This is a genomic window from Pseudomonas wuhanensis (genome assembly GCF_030687395.1).
Lineage (GTDB): Bacteria > Pseudomonadota > Gammaproteobacteria > Pseudomonadales > Pseudomonadaceae > Aquipseudomonas > Aquipseudomonas wuhanensis.
The window spans coordinates 5472001-5496607 of record NZ_CP117430.1 but is presented as its reverse complement, the minus strand read 5'-3'; the positions used below and the strand labels follow the sequence as shown (position 1 = coordinate 5496607).

Sequence of the window (24607 nt, the reverse complement as noted above, 5' to 3'; positions counted from 1 at the left end):
ACAGGTGGCGTCTCCCAAGACCCCAGTTTGTGTGCAGTTCACTTGACTCCTCGCAGGTGAATTCGGCGGCCACTTCGAGGCGCAGCACTGTCATGGTATTGCGTCGACTGGCTCCCACAAAGGTGACCGAGTATGGATGATCACGGACGTAGCCCTTCTTCCAACCAGCCAATCCTTTATGTACTCGATACCAACGTATTGATTCACGATCCAAACGCCCTGCTTAATTTCGAAGAACACCACGTCGCCATCCCGATGACCGTGCTTGAAGAGCTGGACAAGCTCAAGAGCGGGCATCACAGCGTTGCCGCGGAATGCCGCCAGGCGATTCGCCTGATCGACAAGACGCTGGGCGATGCCAGCCCCGAAGACGTCGAACTCGGCGTACCGATCCAGCGCGGCAAGAGTGGGCCCAAGGGTTTGCTGTCAATTCTGATGAGCAAGCGCACTGAACCGAACATCATTCTGCCCGAGCATCTGAACGACAACATCATCATCAACCAGTTGATCGACCTGCGCGCGCGCGATGCAAAACTGCCCGTGGTGCTGGTCACAAAAGACATCAACATGCGCCTCAAGGCCCGGGCTTGCGGGATTGCGGCCGAGGACTACAGCACCGACCAACTGGTCGACGACGTTTCGTTGCTGCCCAACGGTTATCACACCATGACCGGTTCGTTCTGGGATCGGGTGAGCAAAGTCGAAACCCGGCAGGATCATGGCCGCACCTGGCATCAAGTGCAGTTGATCGACAACCTGCCCGCGGTACACGTCAACGAGTTCATCATCGACGAACAGGGCTTTGTCGGCTGGATCAAGGAAATCCAGGTCGACAAGTTGCTGATCCTCGATCTGCATCAGGAACCTCTGTTGCACCAGGAAGCCTGGGGCCTGAAACCGCGTGACATCTATCAAAGCCTGGCGCTGTACGCCTTGCTCGATCCGGATATTCACCTGGTCAACCTGTCCGGCGCGGCCGGTTCCGGTAAAACCATCCTGGCCCTGGCGGCGGCCATCGAGCAGACCATGGTCAGCAAACGCTACCGGCGCATCATCGCCACCCGCAGCGTGCAGGGGCTGGACCAGGAAATCGGCTTCCTGCCCGGCACCGAAGCGGAAAAAATGGAGCCTTGGCTCGGCGCCATCACCGACAACCTCGAAGCCTTGCACATGGATGACGAAAACACCCATGGCAGTGTCGACTACATCCTCAGCAAAGTGCCGTTGCAGTTCAAATCCCTCAACTACATTCGAGGCCGCAGCTTCCAGCAGAGTCTGATCCTGATCGATGAGTGCCAGAACCTCACGCCGCACCAGATGAAAACCATCATCACCCGTGCGGGCGCCGGTTCCAAAGTGGTGTGCCTGGGCAACCTGGCGCAGATCGATACCCCTTACCTGTCCGCGACCAGCTCCGGGCTGACTTATCTGACCGAGCGCTTCAAGGATTTCCCCAACGGTGTGCATATCACCCTGCAAGGGGTGCCACGCTCGATTCTGGCCGAATACGCCGAATCGCATCTGTAACCCTCACCAGAACCGGGCGGCCCAAAGCCGCCCGGTTTTTTTATGCCTGACGAATAACCCTGTGGGAGCGGGCTTGCCCGCGATGGCATCACCGAGGTGTCCCTGTTGAACCGCAGCGCCTGCATCGCGGGCAAGCCACGCTCCCACAGGGTTCGGTGTAAACGCATAATCAAACGTGCGGAAAATTGACCCACAGGTTTACAATCGATGCTCCTGATCAGGAGTATCCCTGTGCTGACTCATCTCGATTCCCAAGGTCGCGCCAATATGGTCGACGTCACTGAAAAAACCGTGACGTTCCGTGAAGCGACGGCCCAAGCGCTGGTGCGCATGCTGCCCGAAACCCTGCAGATGATCGTCAGTGGCGGCCATCCCAAGGGGGACGTGTTCGCCGTGGCGCGAATTGCCGGCATCCAGGCGGCGAAGAAAACCAGCGATCTGATTCCTCTGTGCCACCCGTTGATGCTCACCGGCGTCAAAGTCGAACTCAGTGCCGAAGGCGACGACACCGTGCGTATCGTGGCGTGCTGCAAGTTGTCCGGGCAGACCGGTGTCGAAATGGAAGCGCTGACCGCCGCCAGCGTCGCGGCGCTGACTATCTATGACATGTGCAAGGCCGTGGACCGTGGCATGACCATCGAGAGTGTGCGGCTGCTGGAGAAACTCGGCGGCAAGAGCGGCCATTTCCGGGCGGATCAGCCATGAACGTTACTGTGAAGTTTTTCGCCCGTTACCGTGAAGCGCTCGGCGTGGACTCGGTGAAGGTCGAAGGTGATTTTTCCACGGTCGACGATGTGCGCGCGCTGCTGGCCCAACGTGACGGCGCCGAAGTGCTGAGCGAACAGAACCTGATGTGCGCCCGCAACGAAGACCTTTGTCAGCTCGACGAACCGGTGAGCGATGGCGATGAAGTGGCGTTTTTTCCGACCGTGACCGGGGGCTGAGCCATGGCGATTCGCGTGCAGTCCACACCGTTCGACCCGGGTGCTGAAGTCAACGCCATGCACGCTGCCAATGTGGGCGTCGGTGCGGTGGTCAGTTTTGTCGGCTACGTGCGCGACTTCAATGACGGCCTCGACGTCGCCGGGATGTTCCTTGAGCACTACCCCGGCATGACCGAAAAAGCCTTGGGCAAGATTGCCCTGGAGGCCGAGCAGCGCTGGCCGCTGTTAAAGCTGGAAGTGTTGCACCGCATCGGCGCGCTGGAGCCGGGCGAACCGATCGTCTTCGTCGGCGCCGCCAGCGCTCACCGTCAGGCGGCGTTCGATGCCTGTGCCTTTGTCATGGACTACCTGAAAACCCGCGCGCCGTTCTGGAAGAAAGAAAACACCCGTGATGGGCCGCGTTGGGTGGAAGGGCGTGACAGCGATCACGCGGCGGCAGATCGCTGGAAGCAGTAAGCAATCGATCCGTCTTCACGGGCTCGATTCTTGAAAAGCACTTGAAAGTTAATCCGTTCTTAACCGGTTTATCGTTTATTTCCGACATTGCTTTGTGGCGAGCGAGCAAGCTCCCTCGCCACAGGCATTGCCGCCCGAAGGCCGGGTTCAGGGGGCGTTCAAGGCTCTCAAAGATCAGGTCAGCGTGTAGACTTCCGGGCAATCGATATCCGATCGACAACGGTCGCATTGCCGCCAGTGGGCATATCGAAGACAACATCAGCCTGATACAGCTGCTGCAAGCGCGGCCGCCGACGAGCTGATCCACGGACACAAAAGGGAAACGCGATGAGCGAGGAAACGATGCGGTTGGGACGTGAACGGCGCTATCTGGTGTTGCTGGGCATTATCTGCCTGGCGCTGATCGGTGGCGCGCTGTACATGCAAGTGGCTCTGGGCGAGGCACCGTGCCCCCTGTGCATCCTGCAACGCTACGCGCTGTTGCTGATTGCGCTGTTCGCCTTTATCGGCGCAGCGACGCGTACCCGCCGCAGCATCACGCTGTTCGAAGCGTTGGTGGTGATCTGCGCCATTGCGGGCGCCGGGGTGGCCGGGCATCACGTCTACACCCAGTTTTATCCCGCGGTCAGTTGCGGCATCGATGTGCTGCAACCGATCGTCGACGGTCTGCCGCTGGCGAAGATCTTCCCGCTGGGCTTCCAGGTCGATGGCTTCTGCTCGACGCCGTACCCGCCGATCCTCGGCTTGTCCCTGGCACAATGGGCGCTGCTGGCGTTCGTGCTGATCGTGGTGCTGGTGCCGCTGCTCATTTCGCGTAACCGCAAAGCGCTGCGCTAAGGCTGTTCGCCATACCGTTGCAGGAAACAAAAAACGCCCCGGTTCTCGTTGAGAGGCCGGGGCGTTTTGCATATTCGCAGGCCAGGTAAAAAGACCTTGATGCTCGACAAGGAAGGGTGCGACACGTATGCGACATGTTGTCACAGCTTGAGTGTCGCAAGGCATTTCAAATCGCTGATTCAGGGCATCGCTTCGCACCAAAAACCTGCTCTTCCAAGCGCTCCCGGTTTCGATGCTCGTCAGTCGAAACAGGCAGTTTTAACAGGGCCTGGCAAATTGCCAAAGCCCTTGTCGCATAGGGTGTAGAGCAGGCTCGAAGGCGAGCGCAGAGCCTTGGAAGCTGTCTGAACTTCGCGTGGTAGACCTACAATTTTTGGTGTTTTTGTTGAGAATTAATTTCGATACCATGGCGCACTTTTGCAAAAGCCGTTAATGATTGTTGCTGGATCGGATAAAAATTATTTCGGGATGAGACATGGTTTATGAATCGTTACGTATCTACAATCGCCCGCACTGAATTCCCGGCACTGCTCTCCCTTACTCAGGTGCATGAGCAGAATTAGGGTGTCGAGAGGCCTGATGGCTTCATGCGACTCCCAGGTGTCGGTGCCTTCCGACTATCCGCACCAAATGGAATTGGTCTGTAACAAGGCCCTTGACCACGAATTCGAATAAGAACTCACCGCAGGCCCAGCAATTGTCGAACAGCGTCTGACGCGCGACGGGCAGGCCCTTATTCAATCCAAGAAAAATGCCAACCCTTGGCAGGGTGAAGTGTTGGCGATCAAAACCCAACTGCATTGCGCAAGCTGCTTTAGAGGTCGTGAGATGAGTAAAAACAGGTACCCCAGACTACTAGGCTTATTGCCGCTGCTCGGCACGTTGTTGCTGGGAGGCTGCAACATGACCTTGCTCGATCCCAAGGGCCAGGTCGGCCTGGATGAGCGAAACCTGATCATCACCGCAACGCTGCTGATGCTGTTGGTCGTCGTGCCGGTCATCGTCATGACCTTCCTGTTCGCCTGGAAATACCGCGCGTCCAACACCGACGCCGTGTACACGCCGAAGTGGTCGCACTCCACCAAGATCGAAATCGCAGTGTGGACGATCCCGGTACTGATCATCATTGCCCTGGGTTACATCACCTACAAGTCGACCCACGCTTTGGACCCTTACAAGCCGCTGGAATCCGACGTCAAGCCGATCACCATTGAAGTGGTCGCGCTGGACTGGAAGTGGATGTTCATCTATCCGGAGCAAGGCATCGCCACGGTCAACAAGATCGTGTTCCCGGCCCACACGCCGATCAACTTCAAGGTGACGTCCGACTCCGTGATGAACTCGTTCTTCATCCCGGCCCTGGGCGGCCAGATTTACGCGATGGCCGGCATGCAGACCAAACTGCACCTGATCGCCAACCAGAACGCTGAAATGGACGGAATCTCCGCCAACTACAGCGGCGCGGGTTTCACCGGCATGAAGTTCAAAGCGATCGCCACCTCTCAGGAAGATTTCGACGCCTGGGTAAGCGAAGTCAAAAAGGCACCTAAACAGCTTGAAAAAGCTGAATACGAAGCCCTTTCCAAGCCAAGCCAGAACAACCCAGTCGAGCTCTACTCCTCGGTCACGCCGAACCTGTTCCAGATCATCGTCGACAAGTACGAAGGCATGAAACCGGGTCCGAAGGTGAAGCACGAGAAGAAAGAGAAAGAAGTGGCCGCTACGCAAGGAATGGACATGAACTCGCATTCAGCTGCCGGGGCAGAGGAGTAAACGATGTTTGGTAAATTAAGTTGGGAAGCGGTCCCGTTCCACGAGCCGATCGTGATGGTGACCATCGCCATGATCGCGCTCGGTGGTCTGGCACTGTTCGCTGCAATCACCTACTTCAAGAAGTGGACCTATTTGTGGACCGAGTGGCTGACCTCGGTCGACCACAAGAAAATCGGCGTGATGTACATCATCGTCGCCATGGTCATGCTGCTGCGCGGTTTTGCCGACGCCATCATGATGCGTACCCAGTTGGCCATGGCCACCGAGGGTTCGCCTGGCTACCTGCCACCTGAACACTATGACCAGATCTTCACCGCTCACGGTGTGATCATGATCATCTTCATGGCGATGCCATTCTTCACCGGCCTGATGAACCTTGCAGTGCCGCTGCAGATCGGTGCGCGTGACGTTGCCTACCCGTTCCTGAACTCCCTGAGCTTCTGGCTGCTGGTTTCCGGCGTGGTGCTGATCAACCTGTCCCTGGGCGTTGGCGAATTCGCCAAGACCGGCTGGGTTGCCTATCCGCCGCTGTCGGGCCTGCAATACAGTCCGGGCGTGGGGATGGATTACTACATTTGGGCGCTACAGCTATCCGGGCTAGGTACGACGCTGACGGGGGTCAACTTCCTGGCCACCGTGCTGAAAATGCGTACCCCGGGCATGAAGCTGATGGACATGCCGATCTTCACCTGGACTTGCACCTGGGCCAACGTCCTGATCGTGGCTTCGTTCCCGATCCTGACCGCTACCCTGGCACTGCTGACGCTTGACCGTTACATGGATTTCCACATTTTCACCAATGAACTTGGTGGTAATCCAATGATGTACGTCAACCTGTTCTGGGCTTGGGGTCACCCTGAGGTTTACATCCTGATTCTGCCGGCATTCGGGATCTTCTCCGAAGTCATCTCGACCTTCTCCGGCAAGAAACTGTTCGGCCACCACTCGATGATCTACGCCAGCGGCGCGATCTCGATCCTGGGCTTCATGGTCTGGCTGCACCACTTCTTCACCATGGGTTCGGGTGCCAGCGTCAACGCCTTCTTCGGTCTGGCGACGATGCTGATTTCGATCCCGACGGGTGTGAAGCTATTCAACTGGCTGTTCACCATTTATCAAGGCCGTCTGCGTTTCACCAGCCAGGTTCTCTGGACCCTGGGCTTCATGGTGACCTTCGCCATCGGCGGCATGACCGGCGTACTGCTGGCCATTCCGGGTGCTGACTTCGTCCTGCACAACAGCCTGTTCGTGATCGCTCACTTCCACAACGTGATCATCGGCGGTGCGGTATTCGGTTACATCGCAGGCTTTGCCTTCTACTTCCCGAAAGCGTTCGGCTTCAAGCTGCACGAAGGTTGGGGCAAGGCAGCGTTCTGGTTCTGGATCTCGGGCTTCTTCGTCGCGTTCATGCCGCTCTATGCACTGGGCTTCATGGGCATGACCCGTCGTCTGAACGCCACCACCAACCCTGAGTGGGTGCCGTACCTGTACGTTGCCATGTTCGGTGCGGTGATGATTGCCGTCGGTATCGCCTGCCAACTGATCCAGCTGTACGTCAGTGTGCGCGATCGCAACAAGCCAGAGAACATGTGCGAACACGGCGACCCGTGGAATGCCCACACCCTGGAATGGTCGACTTCGTCGCCACCACCGTTCTACAACTTTGCCGTGCTGCCAAAAGCAGAAACCATCGACCCGTTCACCGAAGCCAAGGAAAACGGCACCGCGTACCAGGCGCCTAGCCGGTACGAGCCGATCCACATGCCAAACAACACCGCGACCGGTGTGGTCATGGGTGCTCTGTTGACCGTGTTCGGTTTCGCGATGATCTGGCACATCTGGTGGTTGGCCATCGTCGGTCTGGTCGGCACCGTGGTGTACTTCGTGATCCACGCTGCGCGTGATGATCAAGGCTATATGGTGCCGGTCGACGTGATCGAGCGCATCGAAGCCGAGCAGCACAAGCGTCTGGTAGCGGCCGGGAAAGTTCCAGCCACCGCCACCCGTGTTGAAACCTCGTTGGAACAGGCTTAAACCATGTCGAACTTAGTGACCAATGCTGGACACACCCATGTCGATGGACATGGGCATGATGACCATCACCACGACTCGGGCGAGATGACCGTATACGGTTTCTGGCTCTACCTGATGACCGACTGCATTCTGTTTGCGTCGATCTTCGCGGTGTACGCGGTACTGGTTAACAACGTAGCGGGTGGCCCGTCGGGCCACGACATCTTCGAGCTGCCATACGTACTGGGCGAAACCGCTCTGCTGCTGTTCAGCTCGATCACCTACGGCTTCGCCATGCTGGCGTTGTTCAGGGGCAAGAAAACCCAGGTACTGGGCTGGTTGGCCATGACCTTCCTGTTGGGCGCCGGCTTTATCGCCATGGAGATCAACGAGTTCCACATCCTGATCGCCGAAGGCTACGGCCCTAGCCGCAGCGGCTTCCTGTCCGGGTTCTTTACCCTGGTCGGCACCCACGGTCTGCACGTGACCAGCGGTCTGATCTGGATGGCGATCATGATGTATCAGGTGCAGAAAAACGGCCTGACGGCGACCAACAAGACCCGTCTGAGCTGCCTGAGCCTGTTCTGGCACTTCCTGGACGTGGTGTGGATCTGCGTATTCACCGTTGTTTATCTGATGGGGACTATGTAAATGGCTAACGCTCATTCCCACGATAGCCACGACGCCGGCCACGGCAGCGTCAAGTCCTACGCTATCGGTTTCATTCTGTCGGTGATCCTGACCGTCATTCCTTTTGGCCTGGTGATGTACCCATCGCTGCCAAAAGCCATGACCCTGTGGATCGTTCTGGCCTTCGCTGTGATCCAGGTGTTCGTCCACCTGGTTTACTTCCTCCACCTGGACCGCTCCGCCGCCCAGCGTAACAACGTGATCGCGTTGGTCTTCGCTGCACTGGTAATCGTCCTGTTGGTCGGCCTGTCGCTGTGGATCATGTTCAGCATCCACACCAACATGATGGCGCACTGAGGAAAGTCCGGATGTCCTTTAAGCACTTTATCCAAATCACCAAACCGGGGATCATTTTCGGTAACGTGCTTTCTGTGGCAGGCGGATTTTTCCTGGCCTCCAAAGGGCATGTCGATCTGGCCATCTTCCTGGCTGCGATGATCGGCACGTCCCTGGTGGTGGCTTCCGGTTGCGTGTTCAACAACTGCATCGACCGCGACATCGACCTGAAGATGGAACGCACCAAGAACCGGGTGCTGGTCCAGGGCTTGATCTCCCTGAAACTGGCCCTGGCTTTTGCGACCGTCCTGGGTGTTCTCGGCGTTGCATTGTTGTACAAAGTGGCCAACCCTTTGGCCGCTTTGTTCGCGGTGATCGGCTTTGTCATCTACGTCGGCTTCTACAGCCTGTACCTCAAGCGCAAGTCGGTTCACGGCACGCTGGTGGGCAGTCTGTCGGGGGCGATGCCGCCGGTGATTGGCTATGTGGCTGTGACTAACAGCTTCGACATGGCCGCACTGACGCTGCTGGTGATGTTCAGCCTGTGGCAGATGCCGCATTCCTACGCTATCGCGATCTTCCGCTTCAACGATTACCTGGCCGCATCGATTCCGGTGTTGCCGGTGAAGCGCGGGATTCAAGTGGCCAAGAAGCACATCCTGCTCTACATCCTGGCGTTCCTCGTAGCGACCTTGATGCTGACCTTCAGCGGCTACGCCGGCATGAGCTACCTCGCCGTCGCCGCGGCCATGGGCATGTACTGGCTGTACATGGCCTGGACCGGTTACAAGGCAGTGGATGACACGGTCTGGGCACGCAAGCTGTTCGTGTTCTCGATCTTCACCATTACTGCGTTGAGCGTGATGATGTCGCTGGATTTTAAAGTGCCGAGTGAGCTGTTGCTGACTTACGCGCCTTAAGCTTCGAATGCTGTAAAGAAAGCCCCGCCCTTCGAGAGAATGGCGGGGATTTTTATGTGCAGCGTTTAGCGTTACTGCGCGGCGATGCTGTAGCCGTCGAACGCGGTTTGTTGCTGAAGCGCGGTGATGATGTTCTTGCGGTTGACCGCTTGCTCGGCCCCGGCATTGTCCAGGAACGTTTCGCTTTCCAGCTCGGCTTCATCGCCTTCGCCGACGAAAGTGAAGCCCAGGAACTCCAGCGCTTCACGGTCAACGTTCAGGCGCGAGCGCGGGGTGCGCAGGGGCAGGGTGACGCTGATGCCATCCTTGCTGATGGTGAACACTTCGACTTCTTTTTTGGCGCGAGCCGCTTTGCTCTTGCCGCTGCTCGGGTTGCTGATCGCCTGGTGAGTCTGGTTCAGCACTTTCAGCGCCAAGCCATAAACGATTTCCTGAAACGCCGGGTCGTCCTTGAAGCTGGACAGAATGCGGCTGATCGGGAATTTGCTGCTCAGGTCTTCCAGGGCGGCAATGTCGGCCGCTTCGGCGTCTTTCAATTGCTTGAGTTCGCCCATCAATTCGTAGGCTTTATCGTCATCGAAGCTGTCGTGAGCCTGGCGAATCGCGGCGCGCAGTTCGCGGATCTGGTCGCTTTCCCGGGTGGATTGAAAAGCGTCCAGGACCATCTCGCTGATGGTCTTGGCCTGTGGCACGTGCTGTGAAAGATTGATGGAGTTTTCGTATTCCGCTTTGGACGACAAGGTGACTACGGATTCAGCGGTATTGGAATCGGACATTGAAATTTCACTACTTCTTTTAACTTGGATTGAGGCGAGAAAGCACGAGGCCTTTTCAGGCCGCCTAATCTATTGGACCTGCGCTGCGTTGTCACGGATGAACAGGTGGCTGGTCAGTATTTTTGGTGAGAGGTTTTAGACCGCGCCATCCATTGCTCCGCCGTTTGCTCGTCCACCGGCAAGGAGAAACGAAAGGTCGCGCCGCGTCCGGGTACATCGATCAGCTCAATCTCGCGACCGTGCAATTGCAGGATCCGGTGCACGATCCGCAGCCCCAGTCCGCCATCGCGTCGCGCACCGCCAATGTTGAACGGACGCAGGAACAGACCTTCGCGCAACTCGGGGGCGATGCCGGGGCCGGTGTCGCTGACGGTCACTTCGATAAAAGCCCCCTGAGAGCGTAGGCTGAGTTCGATCTCTCCACCTTGAGGCGTATGGCGCAGGGCGTTGTCGAACAGGTTGGTCAGCACCCGTTCGATCAGCCCCAGATCGGCGCAGGCCACCGCGACATTGGGCGCGAAGGTTGCCTTGAGCTCAATCTGGCGTGCTTCGGCATTGAGTTCGAATTTCTGAAAAATGTCCTGCACCAGATCGGTCAGGGAGAAGCGCTCCAGCACCGGTTGCACGAAACCGTGTTCCAGCCGCACCAGTTCCAGCAACGATTGCGCCAGACCGCCAACCTTGCGGCTCTGATCCAGGGCGATCCCCAGATAGCGGCGGCGGTCGGCGGGGGACAAGGTGGCGTCCTTGAGCGACAGGGTTTCCAGGTAACCGTGCAGCGAGGCCAGTGGTGTGCGCAGGTCGTGGGAGATGTTGGCCACCAGTTCGCGACGCTCCTGATCCTGGCGGGTCAGCGAGCGCCATTGCTCGCCGAGGCGCGCTTGCATCTGCCGAAAGGCCGCGTCGAGTACGGCAATTTCATCGTGACTGGCGGCCTTTTCAACGGGCGCAGGCTCAGGTTCGGGCGAAGCGGTCGGAACGCCGTTGATATCGAACTGACTGACTTTCTCGGTCAAACGACGCAATGGTCGGGTGATCAGGGCAAATGCCGTGAGGCCGGCAATCAGGCACAGCAACGCCACCAGCCCGATGGACCACAACGCGGTATTGAGCGCCGCGCTGGTGGCGCCGCGCTCGGCGAAGCGGTCGTGTTCCTCGCTGAGCAACACCACGTAGAGATAACCGGCCGGCTGACCGTTGACCCGCAAAGGTGCGGCGCTGAACACCTTGCGACCATCGACGCTGCGCGGATCGTCGCCGAGAATCGGCAATGCCTCGCCTTTGAGCAAACGCTGGATAGGCACCAGATCGACCTGCTCCCGGCGTATCCGGCCCTCGGGCGCGGCGCTGCCGACAATTCGGCCGCCGGTGTCCAGCAGATAGACCTCGACACTGGGATTGACCAGCATCAGCTGGCTGAACAGTTCACGCACGGCATTGGGCATCGGGCCATTGCGGTCCATCAGCACGGTGTCGTGGGCGATGTGTTGCGCCAGATCCCGCGACAAGCCTTGCACCACTTCCAGTTCATGCATCTGGTTGGAGCGAACCTGCATCCATACCGAGGTGCCGCTGCACACCAGCAACAGCACGGCGAACACCAGAGACAGGCGTTGGGTCAGGGTCAACCTCATGGCTGTTCTCCGCTTGCTGCGAATTTGTAGCCACGGCCCCACACCGTGAGGATGCGCGCCGGCTGCGCCGGATCGGCTTCGATCTTGGCGCGCAGGCGGTTGATGTGGGTGTTGACCGTGTGTTCGTAGCCTTCATGGCTGTAGCCCCACACCGCATTGAGCAGGTCCATGCGCGAGAAGACTTTGCCAGGCTGGCGGGCGAAGAAGTGCAGCAGGTCGAACTCCCGTGGTGTGAGGTCGAGGCGACGGCCATCGAGGGTAACTTCACGGGTGATCGGGTCGATGGAAAGGCCGTCCATGATCAGGCTTCCGGCGTCCATTTTCAGATTGCGGGCCATGGCGTCGACCCGTCGCAGCAGTGCCTTGACCCGCGCCACCAGCTCAAGCATGGAAAACGGTTTGGCCAGATAGTCATCGGCGCCGAGTTCCAGCCCCAGAATCCGATGCACTTCGCTGGAGCGCGCGCTGGTGATGATGATCGGTGTGTAGCGGGCCATGGCCCGGGCGCGGCGGCAGATTTCGAGGCCGTCGACGCCGGGCAGCATCAGGTCGAGGATCAGTGCGTCCCAGCTTCCTTGCTGCAGCAGTCGCATGCCCTCATCGCCGTCGGCGCAGTGCACCACCTCGAACTGCTCATCGCGAAGATGCAGGCAGATAAGGTCGGCGATATGCAGGTCGTCCTCGACCACCAGGACGCGTTTGGTCTGTTCCATGGAGCTCAATCCTTTGTGACGCAATGAACACATTGTGCGGGTTTTCCTGAGGCTGAGTTATCACGAATTGTTTAACTCCTCGTGAGGATTTGGCGATCAACTCAAGCCTAGGCTGTGTTCCATGCAAGGCATCTGGAATTTTGGAGAAGGCCCATGTTTTCACGGCGACAGTTTCTCGTAGCAAGCGGCGGGCTGGGGGCTGCAGCCCTGGTGATCGGTGTATTGCCAAAATTTTCCGCAAGCGGCGCGCTGATCGATGAGGCCCGTGCGGCGGAGGTTTTCGAGGTGACCCACAGCGACGGCGAATGGCGCGCCATGCTCAGCGCCGAGCAGTACGAGATCCTGCGTGAAGAGGGCACCGAACGGGCCTACAGCAGCCCGCTGAACAACGAGCATCGGGAGGGCGTTTTTGCCTGCGCCGGTTGTGATCTGCCGTTGTTTTCTTCCGACACCAAGTTCGACAGTCGCACTGGATGGCCGAGCTTCTGGGCACCACTGGATAACGCGGTGGCGACCCGTCAGGACCGTTCCTTCGGCGTGCTGCGCGAAGAGGTCCACTGCCGTCGCTGCGGCGGTCACTTGGGTCATGTTTTCGAAGACGGACCAAAGCCCACCGGTCTGCGCTACTGCATGAACGGCCTGGCGCTGACTTTCAAGCCACAGGCGTAATCCATGGGCACTTCCTTTCACTCACTTCACGCAGGTCGACGTTATGTGGCTTCTGGTCCTCGCTTATCTCGGTGGTGTGCTGACGATCGTCAGCCCGTGCATTCTGCCGGTATTGCCCTTTGTCTTCGCTCGCACCGGGCAGCCGTTTATGAAAAGTGGCTTGCCGCTGCTGGCGGGGATGGCGCTGACCTTCGCACTCGTCGCCTCGTTGGCGGCGGTGGGCGGCGGCTGGGTGGTGCAAGTCAATCAGTACGGTCGCTGGCTCGCGTTGCTGTTCGTTGCACTGTTCGGGCTGACGCTGTTGCTGCCCCGGTTGGCCGAGCGGCTGACGCGTCCATTGGTGGCGGCCGGTGGTCGGTTGTCGGAAGCCGCGGGCGCCGATACCCGGCCGCGTCCCGGCGCATCGTTGCTAATCGGTGTCGCCACGGGCCTGCTCTGGGCGCCCTGCGCCGGGCCGATTCTGGGGCTGCTGCTGACTGGCGCGGCGCTGCAAGGAGCAAACATCGCCACCACCCTGTTGCTACTGGCTTACGCGGCCGGTGCTGCCACCTCTCTCGCCGCGGCACTGCTACTGGGCGGTAAAGTCTTCGCCGCGATGAAGCGCTCGATAGGCGCAGGCGAGTGGCTGCGTCGAGGCTTGGGGGGCGCGATGCTGGCCGGTGTAGTGGCGATCGTCTTGGGGCTGGATACCGGGATTCTGGCGCGGGTCTCGACGGCATCCACTGGCGATATCGAGCAGGCGCTGGTAAACCGATTGGCCGGTAACAAGTTGCCCTCCGACAGTGGGGCGATGATGTCGCAGATTCCACGGGGAGGGGATCAACCCGCCGGCAGCATGAGGATGACCGCCAAGATACCGGGCGAACTGCCGATTGAAGGCAACCTTCCATCGCTGGACGGCGCGGTGCAATGGCTCAGTTCACCCCCTCTCACTGCCCAGGCCTTGAAGGGCAAGGTTGTGCTGGTGGATTTCTGGACTTACTCCTGCATCAACTGCCTGCGCACCCTTCCGTATGTGAAGGCCTGGGCCGAGAAGTATCGCGATCAGGGCTTGGTGGTGATCGGCGTCCATACACCCGAGTTTGCCTTCGAACGTGATGTAGGCAACGTCACCAAAGCCATGAAAGATCTGGGCATCACTTATCCGGTGGCAATCGATAACGACTATAAGGTCTGGCGTGCTTTCAACAACCAATACTGGCCAGCCCACTATTTTGCCGATGCTCAGGGGCGCATTCGTTATCACCACTTTGGTGAAGGCAAATACGCCGAATCGGAGCGAGTGATTCAGCAACTACTGCGTGAAGCGGGCGCCACGAAGGTCGCGGACGGGCTGATCAATGCTCGTGCCGAGGGTGTCCAGCTCGCCCCGGACATGAATGAAGTGCAATCGCCGGAAACCTATGTCGGTTACCGACGGGCGGAGCATTTCGTTGCTGAAACCGATCTGGCGCCAGACAAATTGGCGGCCTATAGCCCACCATCACAACTGGCCCTCAATAGCTGGAGCCTGGATGGGCAGTGGACTGTCGGTCCGGAGCGGGCCGTTTCGAACGCCCCGGCCAGTCGTATCGTCTACCGCTTCCACGCTCGCGATCTGCATTTGGTATTGGGCCCAGGTGCTGATGGCAAACCGGTGCGTTTCAAAGTGTTGATTGACGGCAAGCCCCCAGGTGATGCCCACGGTGTCGACGTGGCGCCCGATGGCAGCGGCAGCGTCACCGAGCAGCGGTTGTATCAACTGGTACGCCAGACCGCAGGCGTAAAGGACCGGACATTTAGCATTGAGTTTCTCGATCCCGGTGTGTCGGCATATGCGTTCACGTTCGGTTGATAGCCTCATTCATTCAGGAGACAGCCCATGAAAACCTCATTCAACTGGCGTCGCACCCTGCTGGGATTGGTCGCCGCCAGTGTTATCGGTCAGTGCGCAGCGTTCTCTTTCGGAGGCACCGAAGAGGCGGTCATCATTCCGCCACCAACCCTCGACGAGAACACTCAAGCGCGCAGTGAAACGGCTATTTTTGCGGGCGGTTGCTTCTGGGGCGTCCAAGGGGTATTTCAACACGTCAAAGGGGTGAAGAATGCCGTCTCCGGTTATGCGGGCGGCACCGCTGACACCGCTCAGTATGAGCGGGTCAGCAATGGCGATACCGGTCATGCGGAGGCCGTCGAAGTCACCTTCGATCCTACTCAAATCAGTTATGGCAGCCTGTTGCAGATCTATTTCTCGGTGGCCCACAACCCCACCGAACTCAACCGCCAGGGGCCGGACCGCGGCACCCAGTATCGATCGGCGCTTTTCCTGAAAAGCGCTGAACAGCAACGTGTCGCCCAGGCCTATATCGCGCAACTCGACGCCGCCCATTCGTTCAACAAACCCATCGTCACTAAACTGGAAACCTACAACGGCTTCTATCCGGCGGAAGAGGAGCATCAGGACTTCCTGACCGAGCATCCGACGTATCCCTACATCGTGATCAATGACCTGCCGAAGGTGGCGCAGTTGAAGCAGCTGTATCCGGATCGGTATCAGGAGAAGCCGGTATTGGTGAAGGCTGGCCAATAGTGCATTGGCTACTTCAAGCGTGAGCGTTCCATCGCAATGGTCGACGTTTCAAAGCCCAGCTTTGAAAAGAAATCCGAAGCGCCTTCACGGCCAGCTCGCAGAACCCAGGTAATGGCGGTGTTGTCGCCCATGACGTGCTCAACCAGCAGGCGACCGATGCCTTCACGTCGAGTTTGTCCGCACACGACAACCATCGACAGATAACCATTGGACAAATCGTCGGTGATACCACGGGCAAACCCGACGATGTGGGAGTCCTTTATCGCAAGCGCTGTACGTTGGGAATTAGCGATCAACTGCGCGAAATGCTCAGATGAACCGGTGCGGTGAGCCCAGCCATTCTCGCCAAGAAAAAGTCGCACGGATTCCACGTCCGAGGGCCGAACATCACGGATAAGCACGGGTGTACTCATCCCGAAATCACATTCTTGCCTGCGATCTTGGCCCGATACAGCGCCTGATCGGCCCTGGCCAGCAAGCCGGTTTGTTGTTCTTCTTCAAAACGTTGCACCACGCCAAAACTCATGGTGACTTGATAGTCCCCGACCGGCAGAAGATTCGACAGGCCATGACGGATTTTTTCAGCGAGTGACCTGGCGTCGGCCAACGAAGTATTGGGCAGGATCATGATGAACTCGTCACCGCCCCAACGCGCCAACAGATCGCCTTCGCGCACGCAGTGCTTCACGCTCTCGATCACCTGTACCAACGCCGCATCACCCAGGGCGTGGCCGTAGTGATCGTTTATGTTCTTGAAGTCATCGATGTCCATGGCGATCAGCGAGAGCGGCTGGCGAAAGCGTTGGGCGCGGTCGCATTCCTGGGGCAGGGCTTTTTCCAGTCGATAGCGATTGGCGATGGAGGTCAGCACATCGGTTTCTGCCAGTTTGCGATTCTCTTCGAGTTGAATCTGCAACTGCTGATTGACCCGAGACAACTCACGGGTGCGTTCTTCGACGATGGCTTCGAGGGATTGATTACGCCGTTCCATTTCTTCGAACAGGCGTTTTTTGTCTTCGATACTGCGGTGCGCGCCGACCATTCGTGCCACTGAGCCGTCCGTATTGCGTGCCAGCACATAGCCGCGATCTTCGATCCAGGTATAAGTGCCATCCCGCATGCGGCAGCGATACTCGGCTTGATAACCGGGTGCGCGCTGATTCAGGTAGTCATCAAACAGCGCCATGACCTGTGAATAATCGTCGGGGTGGATCACGTTTTCCCAGGTCAGTACGTTGTTATCCAGGGAGTGAGGCGGATAGCCGAGCATCTCGTACCACCCTGGGTTGCGGTAGACGAACCCGGTGTTGGCGTTCCAGTCCCAGATGCCATCGCTGACCAGTTCCAGAATGGTGTGCAGCATGTCTTCGTTAAAATCTGACAGATTGAACTTCAACGGCTCGATATTCGATGCCTCACCCATCATCGGTCTCCCTGCCGAACTGATATCAACGTGACTCGCCAGTCGAGGAGATTAGTTCATGGGGTGTTGCGCCTGCTAGGGGGCGTTCTCAATTAGTTTCCCCGCCGCGTTGTCGCCTTAAAGCGGGCCAGGCAAGGCGCAGGCCGCTGGGAATGGTTGTTCCCTTTCCAAGGCCTGCAACGCAGCTTGGCCCGCTTTAAGGCACAACCCGAAGGGCCGGGCCTGCTGTTGTGCAGGGCTGCGTTGCTCGAAGCTTATTTGGAATGACCAAACCACGCTTCTCGCGCCTTGCCCTACACAACAGCAGACCCGGCGCGGTGGGGAAACTAATTGAGAACGCCCCCTAATGCTTGCCCCACCTCTGCAGCGCAAAGTCGACGAAGCTGCGCAATTTCGGCAAGCGGTAGCGGTCCTGGGCGTACACCAGGTTCATTGGCCGACTCGGCAATTGGTAGTCCTGCATCAAGGCCACCAGTTTTCCATCCTGAAGGTCTTGCTCCACCAATGCATCGGGCACCATCACGATGCCCATACCGGTTCGCGCCGCTTGATGCAGCCCTGCCGAGCTGTTGATCAGCATTGGTCCACTGACCGCCACCATGACCTCGCCTTCGGGCCCCCTCAGGCGCCATTGTTTGGCTACCGAGTGCCAGTCATCTCCGGCCGGGTAGGCGAAGGCCAGGCAGTCATGGTGTTGCAGGTCGGTGGGTTTTTGCGGAGTGCCTCGACGTGCCAGATAGTCCTTCGATGCGCACAGGGTCATCGTGTAGTCGATGAGCGGGCGGGCGATCATGTTGGACAGCTCGGTAGTGCCCAAGCGAATCGCTACGTCGAAACCGTTGTCGAGCAGATCCAGGCGCTGGTTGGTCAAGACGACGTCGAGTTTGACCTGCGGACAACGCAGGGCGAATTCGCTCAGGGCCGGCGCCAGCCGTTCGGTGCCGAAGGTCAGCGGTGCAGTGATGCGCAGGGTGCCGCTCGGCTCGTCGAGGGTCTGTTCGGCCAGGCGTTCGGAGTCGGCCACCAACCCCAATACCTCGAGACAACGTTGATAGTACGCCGTGCCGAATTCTGTCAGCCGCTGGCGTCGTGTCGTACGGTTGAGCAGGCGCACACCCAGGCGTTGCTCCAGGGCCCGAAGATGATTGCCGACCATGGTCGTCGACATTTCGCACTGCAGAGCGGCGGCGGTCATGCTGCCGGCTTCCACCACTCTTACGTAAACGGTCATTGCCTGGAACAGATCCATTATCAAGCTCTGCTTTAAAATGATTGAAGTGTTGCAATGTTTATCCAGCTCAGGTGGCTAACCATACTGCAAAAACACCGACTATTAATGGAGTTTGATGTCATGACCGCCGCCTGCCTGATGAGCACTTACCAACCCTTGGCCCTGAGTTTCAACAAAGGCCTGGGCACGCGCTTGTGGGACCAGGCCGGTCGCGAATATCTGGACGCGGTGGCGGGCGTGGCGGTGACCAACGTCGGCCATTCCCATCCGCGAATTGTGGCGGCCATCAGCGAGCAGGCTGGGCTGCTGTTGCATACATCCAACCTATACAGCATCGACTGGCAACAGCGACTGGCGCAGAAACTGGTTCGGCTGTCGGGCATGGATCGGGCGTTCTTCAACAACTCCGGTGCCGAAGCCAACGAAACAGCGCTGAAACTCGCGCGGCTTTACGGCTGGCACAAAGGCATCGAGCAACCGCTGGTGGTGGTCATGGAAAACGCCTTTCACGGCCGTACTCTTGGCACCTTGTCCGCCAGTGACGGCCCGGCGGTGAGGTTGGGGTTTAACGAATTGCCGGGGAATTTCATTAAAGTGCCGTTCGGCGACCTCGCGGCGCTGGAGGCGGTGCAAGAAGCCCACGGCCCGCGCATCGTGGCGATTCTGATGGAGCCGATTCAGGGCGAAAGCGGTGTGCAAGTGGCGCCGCACGGATATCTCAAAGCGGTGCGCGAACTGTGCAACCGGCGAGCCTGGCTGCTGGTGCTCGACGAGATCCAGACTGGCATCGGCCGTACCGGCCAATGGTTTGCGTTCCAGCACGAAGGCATCATCCCGGACGTCATGACCCTGGCCAAAGGCCTGGGCAATGGAATTCCAATTGGTGCCTGTCTGGCCCGGGGCAAAGCAGCCGACCTGTTTACCCCCGGCAGCCACGGCAGCACGTTCGGCGGCAATCCACTGGCGTGCCGGGTGGGGTGCACTGTGCTGGAGATTATTGAAGAACAAGACCTACTGGAAAACGCCAGACTTCAGGGCGAACGCTTGCTCGCCAGATTGCGCATCGAATTGGCCGATGACCCCAACGTCCTGGCGATTCGTGGCCAGGGCTTGATGATCGGCATCGAACTCAAGCAGCCGATTCGCGACCTGACCCTGATTGCAGCCCGTGATCACGGCTTGCTGATCAACGTGACGCGGGGCAAGACCATTCGCCTGCTGCCGCCGTTGACTATTGATGAGCGGGAGGTGGAAATGATTGTCAGAGGGGTGGGGCGGACGGTGAAAGCCGCCTGACATCTTCTGGATAGTCGCCGTTTCCCCTACAGAATCGGCGTCTCCCTGAGTGGAGTAACGAAAGCCGTGACTTCAGCCTGGCTCATCAGTTGAAGTTTTGAACCGCTAAACTCATCAAACAAACGCTGATGCGCGGCAAATCCACTGGAACCTTCACGAGTTCGATAGCTACCGGCCCATTCCAGTAACGCCATCAGCAACTCATCCTCGTTCCGCTTCGCTTCTCGCTGGCGAATGTTGTTCACGCAGTCGTCGTCCTCCAGACACAGCCAGATCAGTGCTGTGGCCTGCTCAACAAGTTCGCTGACTATCCAGTCGTAAACACCCTCGATAACCCAGTGCTCCTTGCTCGCCGCCACCCGAGCCATGCCCAAGGCTTCGGCGCGGGGACGGGCGATGCTGTGTTCATCAGATACCCAGTGAATCAGGTCGAGATCGATCCAGGGCGCTTGTAGGCGGTCGGCCAGTCGTTTGGCCAGCCAACTCTTGCCCGAGCCGGAATTGCCGATGATCAGGGTTCGGGTGAGGTTCATGGTGTGCAGGCAATAATGGCTCATGGTAACTCGGGCAAAGTCATTCAACCGTTTCGGAAATTTCAGGCGCAATCATCCGCGTCTTCGGCGATCCATCCGCATTGAATTGATAAATATCCTGCGGCTGGCCCTTTTCATTGAAGAACACTTGGCCGATCCCTGCCGAGTTCCACAGCCGTTCACCCGCTTCGGCGTGTTCGGGAATGTGCGGAACAATGCGCATGCGCCGGCGCTTGGTCAGCGAGTTCAGCGGCGAGCGGGGCGAGTAGAGCCAGCGGTTGAGACGGTCGAACCATTCGAGCAGGGCGGGCGGGAATTCGTTTTTGATGCCGCTGCTGGTGATCTGCCAGATTCGTGGGCCGGCCTTGCGGTGTCGGATCAATACTTCGTAGACAAAGGAATAATGCACATCACCGGACAGCACCACGTAGTTACCGGGTGTGCGGGAGTGTCGGAAAATGTTCAGGATCACTTGGGCCGCGCCGCGATGGGCCATCCAGTTTTCGGCGTCCACCAGCAGCGGATAGCCGCACCAGCTAAACACCCGTTGCACGGTTTCGATCAGTTTGACGCCGAAAATCGGCGCCGGCGAAACGATGATCGCCGAGGGATGATCGAGCAAATCCTGTTGCAGCTCGCTGAGCGCTTCCCAGTCCAGCAGACCCGACGGTTGCTTGAGGTTCATCTCGCTGCGCCAGCGCCGGGTGCGGGTGTCGAGCACCACCAGCGCCGGGCGGGTGGGCAGCACGTAATGCCACTTCTGAAAGCTCAGCAGCTCATCGATCAAGCCATCCTGGACGTCGCTGTCGAGGTAATGGTCTTGCCCCGTGGCGCTCAATAAACGGGTTTTTTCCAGCATGCCGGCAAATGCGTCCGGGTTGTTGCCCCAACCCTGACACAACATATAAGCGAGCAGCGCGTTACCGATGATGCGCTTGGAGAACGGGTGGCCGTAGGCCGTTTCCTCCCATTGCGCGGAAAGATTCCAGTCATCGGTAATATCGTGGTCGTCGAAAATCATCAGGCACGGCAGATGTGCCATCGCTCGCCCAACACCACCCAACCCTTTCTTGAACTCATCGATGCGCGTCTGCTCCAGGGCATAGCGCTTGCGTCGTTCGGGCGTCAGTGCCGGTGGTTGAGGCGCGATCAGTGTCCAGGATGTTGGTGACCATACTAATAGGTACATGGCCATGACCTCGGCGAAGGTCACTAGATGGTTGTCGGCGCTGCTACTGGTAAAAATCGGCTTACGCGCTCCACCGAAAAATCGTTCGCGCAGGGTTTCGTTGCTCTCAAGCGCCGGTAACAAATCCGCACGATGGTAGTAACTGGCCGGGTGTTCATAGAGTTTGGCGCTGTCGCTGACCACTGCGCCGTCGAGGTGTTCGTCGAACAGCCCCAGACGCTCGATCAAGGCATGAATTGCCCGCAACATCGGACCCGCAACATCATCCGCATACACCTGATCGCCGCTCATCATTAATAGTGCGGGGCGCTTGCAAGCGTCCGGCTCGGATTCCAGCAACCGGTCGACGCACAGCAGGCCGTCGGCCGCTGGATGGTGAGGTTTACGGCAGGAGCCATGCAGCAACTGATCGATCCGCGAGCGCAACACGAAATTCGGGCAACGTGCTCCGCCATATAGTAGGTGGGGTGCCCACTCGGCGATGCCCGACTGCGCGCCATTCGCTTCAGTGATCAGCAGGTCGTATTCGATCAATGTGTCGCAGGGCAGGGCGGTGTTCAGTGGTACATCTATTAAATGAACGAAGGCATGAGTGCCGACGGGAATGATCGTGCATTGATCCACGCTGAGGCGGATATCGATTCCTTGCAGGCGCAGCATTGGCGTCAGCGCCCGCGAGCCCACCAGCCATAGCACCAGCCGCGTGGGTTCCAGGCGCCGCAATAGTGGGCCGACAAGGACGGGTGGCAATGATTGATGATCGTCAGTTAATGGCAAAGACATGGAAATCCAGTTCAAACTCTTGGTGCAGAAGTGCGCGCGATCATAGCGCAGCTGGAGAAGAGGGCGGGTTTGTCGACGAAAGCCCGGACTGCGCGAGAGGCAGAAATCGGTACTCGGCCCGAGCCGCATGGGTACGGGAAAAATAATTACAGCGGGTGGTTGACCATCAAATAAAACACTGTATTATTCGCCTCCCGCTAACGAGGACTTTGAAACTGAGTTGGCGGCAAGTAGTTGAATTTCATGAAGAAAATTTGAAATTTAGTGCTTGACAGCAACAGAGGCTGCTGTAGAATGCGCGCCTCGGTTGAGACGAAAGATCTTAACCAACCGCTCTTTAACAACTGAATCAAGCAATTCGTGTGGGTGCTTGTGGAGTCAGACTGATAGTCAACAAGATTATCAGCATCACAAGTTACTCCGCGAGAAATCAAAGATGTAACCAACGATTGCTGAGCCAAGTTTAGGGTTTCTTAAAAACCCAAAGATGTTTGAACTGAAGAGTTTGATCATGGCTCAGATTGAACGCTGGCGGCAGGCCTAACACATGCAAGTCGAGCGGCAGCACGGGTACTTGTACCTGGTGGCGAGCGGCGGACGGGTGAGTAATGCCTAGGAATCTGCCTGGTAGTGGGGGATAACGCTCGGAAACGGACGCTAATACCGCATACGTCCTACGGGAGAAAGCAGGGGACCTTCGGGCCTTGCGCTATCAGATGAGCCTAGGTCGGATTAGCTAGTTGGTGAGGTAATGGCTCACCAAGGCGACGATCCGTAACTGGTCTGAGAGGATGATCAGTCACACTGGAACTGAGACACGGTCCAGACTCCTACGGGAGGCAGCAGTGGGGAATATTGGACAATGGGCGAAAGCCTGATCCAGCCATGCCGCGTGTGTGAAGAAGGTCTTCGGATTGTAAAGCACTTTAAGTTGGGAGGAAGGGCAGTTACCTAATACGTAATTGTTTTGACGTTACCGACAGAATAAGCACCGGCTAACTCTGTGCCAGCAGCCGCGGTAATACAGAGGGTGCAAGCGTTAATCGGAATTACTGGGCGTAAAGCGCGCGTAGGTGGTTCGTTAAGTTGGATGTGAAATCCCCGGGCTCAACCTGGGAACTGCATTCAAAACTGACGAGCTAGAGTATGGTAGAGGGTGGTGGAATTTCCTGTGTAGCGGTGAAATGCGTAGATATAGGAAGGAACACCAGTGGCGAAGGCGACCACCTGGACTGATACTGACACTGAGGTGCGAAAGCGTGGGGAGCAAACAGGATTAGATACCCTGGTAGTCCACGCCGTAAACGATGTCAACTAGCCGTTGGGAGCCTTGAGCTCTTAGTGGCGCAGCTAACGCATTAAGTTGACCGCCTGGGGAGTACGGCCGCAAGGTTAAAACTCAAATGAATTGACGGGGGCCCGCACAAGCGGTGGAGCATGTGGTTTAATTCGAAGCAACGCGAAGAACCTTACCAGGCCTTGACATCCAATGAACTTTCCAGAGATGGATTGGTGCCTTCGGGAACATTGAGACAGGTGCTGCATGGCTGTCGTCAGCTCGTGTCGTGAGATGTTGGGTTAAGTCCCGTAACGAGCGCAACCCTTGTCCTTAGTTACCAGCACGTAATGGTGGGCACTCTAAGGAGACTGCCGGTGACAAACCGGAGGAAGGTGGGGATGACGTCAAGTCATCATGGCCCTTACGGCCTGGGCTACACACGTGCTACAATGGTCGGTACAGAGGGTTGCCAAGCCGCGAGGTGGAGCTAATCCCATAAAACCGATCGTAGTCCGGATCGCAGTCTGCAACTCGACTGCGTGAAGTCGGAATCGCTAGTAATCGCGAATCAGAATGTCGCGGTGAATACGTTCCCGGGCCTTGTACACACCGCCCGTCACACCATGGGAGTGGGTTGCACCAGAAGTAGCTAGTCTAACCTTCGGGAGGACGGTTACCACGGTGTGATTCATGACTGGGGTGAAGTCGTAACAAGGTAGCCGTAGGGGAACCTGCGGCTGGATCACCTCCTTAATCGACGACATCAGCTGCTCCATAAGTTCCCACACGAATTGCTTGATTCATTGAAGAAGACGATAAGAAGCAGCCCGAAATTGGGTCTGTAGCTCAGTTGGTTAGAGCGCACCCCTGATAAGGGTGAGGTCGGCAGTTCGAATCTGCCCAGACCCACCAATTTTGTGTGGGAAACGCCTGTAGAAATACGGGGCCATAGCTCAGCTGGGAGAGCGCCTGCCTTGCACGCAGGAGGTCAACGGTTCGATCCCGTTTGGCTCCACCACTACTGCTTCTGTTTGTTGAAAGCTTAGAAATGAGCATTCCATCGTGACGATGGTGAA

General features: G+C 58.0%; 22 protein-coding genes, 2 tRNA genes and 1 rRNA gene. 17 read left to right on the top strand and 8 right to left on the bottom strand.

Annotated features, from left to right (window positions below; translation table 11 throughout):
* The first annotated feature begins 132 nt into the window (after positions 1-132).
* From PSH88_RS25470 to cyoE, 10 genes are all read left to right on the top strand, one after another.
* Positions 133-1527, top strand: a complete 1395-nt coding sequence (locus PSH88_RS25470; protein WP_305423374.1) for a PhoH family protein — start codon at positions 133-135, stop codon at positions 1525-1527.
* Positions 1528-1758: 231 nt separating this feature from the next.
* Positions 1759-2232, top strand: a complete 474-nt coding sequence (gene moaC, locus PSH88_RS25465) for a cyclic pyranopterin monophosphate synthase MoaC (protein WP_033035928.1) — start codon at positions 1759-1761, stop codon at positions 2230-2232.
* Complete coding sequence (moaD, locus tag PSH88_RS25460) at positions 2229-2471, top strand: molybdopterin converting factor subunit 1 (protein ID WP_123719936.1); 243 nt, start codon at positions 2229-2231, stop codon at positions 2469-2471. The genes moaC and moaD overlap by 4 nt, the downstream gene beginning before the upstream one ends.
* A gap of 3 nt (positions 2472-2474) precedes the next feature.
* The gene (moaE, locus tag PSH88_RS25455; protein WP_305423370.1) at positions 2475-2927 is read left to right on the top strand and encodes a molybdopterin synthase catalytic subunit MoaE; all 453 of its coding nucleotides are present in this window, start codon (positions 2475-2477) and stop codon (positions 2925-2927) included.
* 327 nt (positions 2928-3254) lie between these two features.
* Positions 3255-3764: a disulfide bond formation protein B gene (locus tag PSH88_RS25450; protein ID WP_305423368.1), complete on the top strand. Its 510-nt coding sequence runs from the start codon at positions 3255-3257 to the stop codon at positions 3762-3764.
* Between the two features lie 828 nt (positions 3765-4592).
* A complete protein-coding gene (gene cyoA / locus PSH88_RS25445; RefSeq protein WP_305423367.1) occupies positions 4593-5537 on the top strand; it encodes a ubiquinol oxidase subunit II in 945 nt (314 codons plus the stop codon).
* 3 nt (positions 5538-5540) lie between these two features.
* The gene (gene cyoB / locus PSH88_RS25440; RefSeq protein WP_305423365.1) at positions 5541-7571 is read left to right on the top strand and encodes a cytochrome o ubiquinol oxidase subunit I; all 2031 of its coding nucleotides are present in this window, start codon (positions 5541-5543) and stop codon (positions 7569-7571) included.
* A 3-nt stretch (positions 7572-7574) separates the two neighbouring features.
* Positions 7575-8201 (top strand): cytochrome o ubiquinol oxidase subunit III, encoded by a 627-nt coding sequence (locus tag PSH88_RS25435; protein WP_305423363.1) that lies wholly within the window; start codon positions 7575-7577, stop codon positions 8199-8201.
* Positions 8202-8537 (top strand): cytochrome o ubiquinol oxidase subunit IV, encoded by a 336-nt coding sequence (cyoD, locus tag PSH88_RS25430; protein ID WP_305423361.1) that lies wholly within the window; start codon positions 8202-8204, stop codon positions 8535-8537.
* Positions 8538-8548: 11 nt separating this feature from the next.
* The gene (gene cyoE / locus PSH88_RS25425) at positions 8549-9436 is read left to right on the top strand and encodes a heme o synthase (RefSeq protein WP_305423359.1); all 888 of its coding nucleotides are present in this window, start codon (positions 8549-8551) and stop codon (positions 9434-9436) included.
* Positions 9437-9507: 71 nt separating this feature from the next.
* Here cyoE and PSH88_RS25420 read toward each other — a convergent pair whose 3' ends face one another.
* From PSH88_RS25420 to PSH88_RS25410, 3 genes are all read right to left on the bottom strand, one after another.
* Positions 9508-10212 (bottom strand): hypothetical protein, encoded by a 705-nt coding sequence (locus tag PSH88_RS25420; protein WP_305423357.1) that lies wholly within the window; start codon positions 10210-10212, stop codon positions 9508-9510.
* 113 nt (positions 10213-10325) lie between these two features.
* A complete protein-coding gene (locus PSH88_RS25415; RefSeq protein WP_305423355.1) occupies positions 10326-11846 on the bottom strand; it encodes a sensor histidine kinase in 1521 nt (506 codons plus the stop codon).
* Positions 11843-12559 carry a response regulator transcription factor gene (locus tag PSH88_RS25410; protein ID WP_305423353.1) on the bottom strand — a complete coding sequence of 239 codons (717 nt, stop codon included), beginning with the start codon at positions 12557-12559 and terminating at the stop codon, positions 11843-11845. The genes PSH88_RS25415 and PSH88_RS25410 overlap by 4 nt, the downstream gene beginning before the upstream one ends.
* A 153-nt stretch (positions 12560-12712) precedes the next feature.
* Between PSH88_RS25410 and msrB the strand changes: the two genes are divergently transcribed.
* From msrB to msrA, 3 genes are read left to right on the top strand one after another with little or no spacing between them, the layout of a single operon-like run.
* Positions 12713-13228, top strand: a complete 516-nt coding sequence (msrB, locus tag PSH88_RS25405; protein WP_305423351.1) for a peptide-methionine (R)-S-oxide reductase MsrB — start codon at positions 12713-12715, stop codon at positions 13226-13228.
* A 43-nt stretch (positions 13229-13271) separates the two neighbouring features.
* Complete coding sequence (locus PSH88_RS25400) at positions 13272-15062, top strand: cytochrome c biogenesis protein DipZ (RefSeq protein WP_305423349.1); 1791 nt, start codon at positions 13272-13274, stop codon at positions 15060-15062.
* Positions 15063-15089: 27 nt separating this feature from the next.
* On the top strand, positions 15090-15797 hold the full coding sequence (gene msrA, locus PSH88_RS25395) for a peptide-methionine (S)-S-oxide reductase MsrA (RefSeq protein ID WP_305423348.1): 708 nt from the start codon (positions 15090-15092) through the stop codon (positions 15795-15797).
* Between the two features lie 8 nt (positions 15798-15805).
* On the opposite strand, the gene PSH88_RS25390 is transcribed toward msrA, so the two are convergent.
* From PSH88_RS25390 to PSH88_RS25380, 3 genes are all read right to left on the bottom strand, one after another.
* Positions 15806-16210 (bottom strand): GNAT family N-acetyltransferase, encoded by a 405-nt coding sequence (locus tag PSH88_RS25390; RefSeq protein WP_305423347.1) that lies wholly within the window; start codon positions 16208-16210, stop codon positions 15806-15808.
* Positions 16207-17220 carry a sensor domain-containing diguanylate cyclase gene (locus tag PSH88_RS25385; RefSeq protein WP_305423346.1) on the bottom strand — a complete coding sequence of 338 codons (1014 nt, stop codon included), beginning with the start codon at positions 17218-17220 and terminating at the stop codon, positions 16207-16209. The genes PSH88_RS25390 and PSH88_RS25385 overlap by 4 nt, the downstream gene beginning before the upstream one ends.
* 343 nt (positions 17221-17563) lie before the next feature.
* On the bottom strand, positions 17564-18469 hold the full coding sequence (locus PSH88_RS25380; RefSeq protein ID WP_305423345.1) for a LysR family transcriptional regulator: 906 nt from the start codon (positions 18467-18469) through the stop codon (positions 17564-17566).
* 102 nt (positions 18470-18571) lie between these two features.
* Here PSH88_RS25380 and PSH88_RS25375 point away from each other — a divergent pair, with 102 nt between their 5' ends.
* Positions 18572-19747 carry an aspartate aminotransferase family protein gene (locus tag PSH88_RS25375; protein WP_305423344.1) on the top strand — a complete coding sequence of 392 codons (1176 nt, stop codon included), beginning with the start codon at positions 18572-18574 and terminating at the stop codon, positions 19745-19747.
* 26 nt (positions 19748-19773) lie between these two features.
* Here the strand turns inward: PSH88_RS25375 and PSH88_RS25370 are convergent, their stop codons facing one another.
* Positions 19774-20304: a P-loop NTPase family protein gene (locus PSH88_RS25370; protein ID WP_305423343.1), complete on the bottom strand. Its 531-nt coding sequence runs from the start codon at positions 20302-20304 to the stop codon at positions 19774-19776.
* 16 nt (positions 20305-20320) lie between these two features.
* Positions 20321-22252: an alkaline phosphatase D family protein gene (locus tag PSH88_RS25365; protein ID WP_305423341.1), complete on the bottom strand. Its 1932-nt coding sequence runs from the start codon at positions 22250-22252 to the stop codon at positions 20321-20323.
* Positions 22253-22745: 493 nt separating this feature from the next.
* Between PSH88_RS25365 and PSH88_RS25360 the strand changes: the two genes are divergently transcribed.
* From PSH88_RS25360 to PSH88_RS25350, 3 genes are all read left to right on the top strand, one after another.
* Positions 22746-24284, top strand: a 16S ribosomal RNA gene (locus tag PSH88_RS25360).
* Positions 24285-24366: 82 nt separating this feature from the next.
* A tRNA-Ile gene (locus PSH88_RS25355) sits at positions 24367-24443 on the top strand.
* 30 nt (positions 24444-24473) lie between these two features.
* Positions 24474-24549 (top strand) — tRNA-Ala (locus tag PSH88_RS25350).
* Positions 24550-24607 lie beyond the last annotated feature (58 nt).

Coding starts and splice junctions, on each gene's coding strand:
- PSH88_RS25410 (WP_305423353.1), bottom strand. CDS start 12,559: ATGGAACAGACCAAACGCGTCCTGGTGGTCGAGGACGACCTGCATATC.
- PSH88_RS25415 (WP_305423355.1), bottom strand. CDS start 11,846: ATGAGGTTGACCCTGACCCAACGCCTGTCTCTGGTGTTCGCCGTGCTG.
- PSH88_RS25390 (WP_305423347.1), bottom strand. CDS start 16,210: ATGAGTACACCCGTGCTTATCCGTGATGTTCGGCCCTCGGACGTGGAA.
- PSH88_RS25375 (WP_305423344.1), top strand. CDS start 18,572: ATGACCGCCGCCTGCCTGATGAGCACTTACCAACCCTTGGCCCTGAGT.
- PSH88_RS25370 (WP_305423343.1), bottom strand. CDS start 20,304: ATGAGCCATTATTGCCTGCACACCATGAACCTCACCCGAACCCTGATC.
- PSH88_RS25435 (WP_305423363.1), top strand. CDS start 7,575: ATGTCGAACTTAGTGACCAATGCTGGACACACCCATGTCGATGGACAT.
- PSH88_RS25385 (WP_305423346.1), bottom strand. CDS start 17,220: ATGGGTGAGGCATCGAATATCGAGCCGTTGAAGTTCAATCTGTCAGAT.
- cyoE (WP_305423359.1), top strand. CDS start 8,549: ATGTCCTTTAAGCACTTTATCCAAATCACCAAACCGGGGATCATTTTC.
- PSH88_RS25365 (WP_305423341.1), bottom strand. CDS start 22,252: ATGTCTTTGCCATTAACTGACGATCATCAATCATTGCCACCCGTCCTT.
- cyoA (WP_305423367.1), top strand. CDS start 4,593: ATGAGTAAAAACAGGTACCCCAGACTACTAGGCTTATTGCCGCTGCTC.
- PSH88_RS25400 (WP_305423349.1), top strand. CDS start 13,272: ATGTGGCTTCTGGTCCTCGCTTATCTCGGTGGTGTGCTGACGATCGTC.
- PSH88_RS25450 (WP_305423368.1), top strand. CDS start 3,255: ATGAGCGAGGAAACGATGCGGTTGGGACGTGAACGGCGCTATCTGGTG.
- moaD (WP_123719936.1), top strand. CDS start 2,229: ATGAACGTTACTGTGAAGTTTTTCGCCCGTTACCGTGAAGCGCTCGGC.
- cyoD (WP_305423361.1), top strand. CDS start 8,202: ATGGCTAACGCTCATTCCCACGATAGCCACGACGCCGGCCACGGCAGC.
- PSH88_RS25420 (WP_305423357.1), bottom strand. CDS start 10,212: ATGTCCGATTCCAATACCGCTGAATCCGTAGTCACCTTGTCGTCCAAA.
- msrA (WP_305423348.1), top strand. CDS start 15,090: ATGAAAACCTCATTCAACTGGCGTCGCACCCTGCTGGGATTGGTCGCC.
- msrB (WP_305423351.1), top strand. CDS start 12,713: ATGTTTTCACGGCGACAGTTTCTCGTAGCAAGCGGCGGGCTGGGGGCT.
- moaE (WP_305423370.1), top strand. CDS start 2,475: ATGGCGATTCGCGTGCAGTCCACACCGTTCGACCCGGGTGCTGAAGTC.
- PSH88_RS25380 (WP_305423345.1), bottom strand. CDS start 18,469: ATGGATCTGTTCCAGGCAATGACCGTTTACGTAAGAGTGGTGGAAGCC.
- PSH88_RS25470 (WP_305423374.1), top strand. CDS start 133: ATGGATGATCACGGACGTAGCCCTTCTTCCAACCAGCCAATCCTTTAT.
- cyoB (WP_305423365.1), top strand. CDS start 5,541: ATGTTTGGTAAATTAAGTTGGGAAGCGGTCCCGTTCCACGAGCCGATC.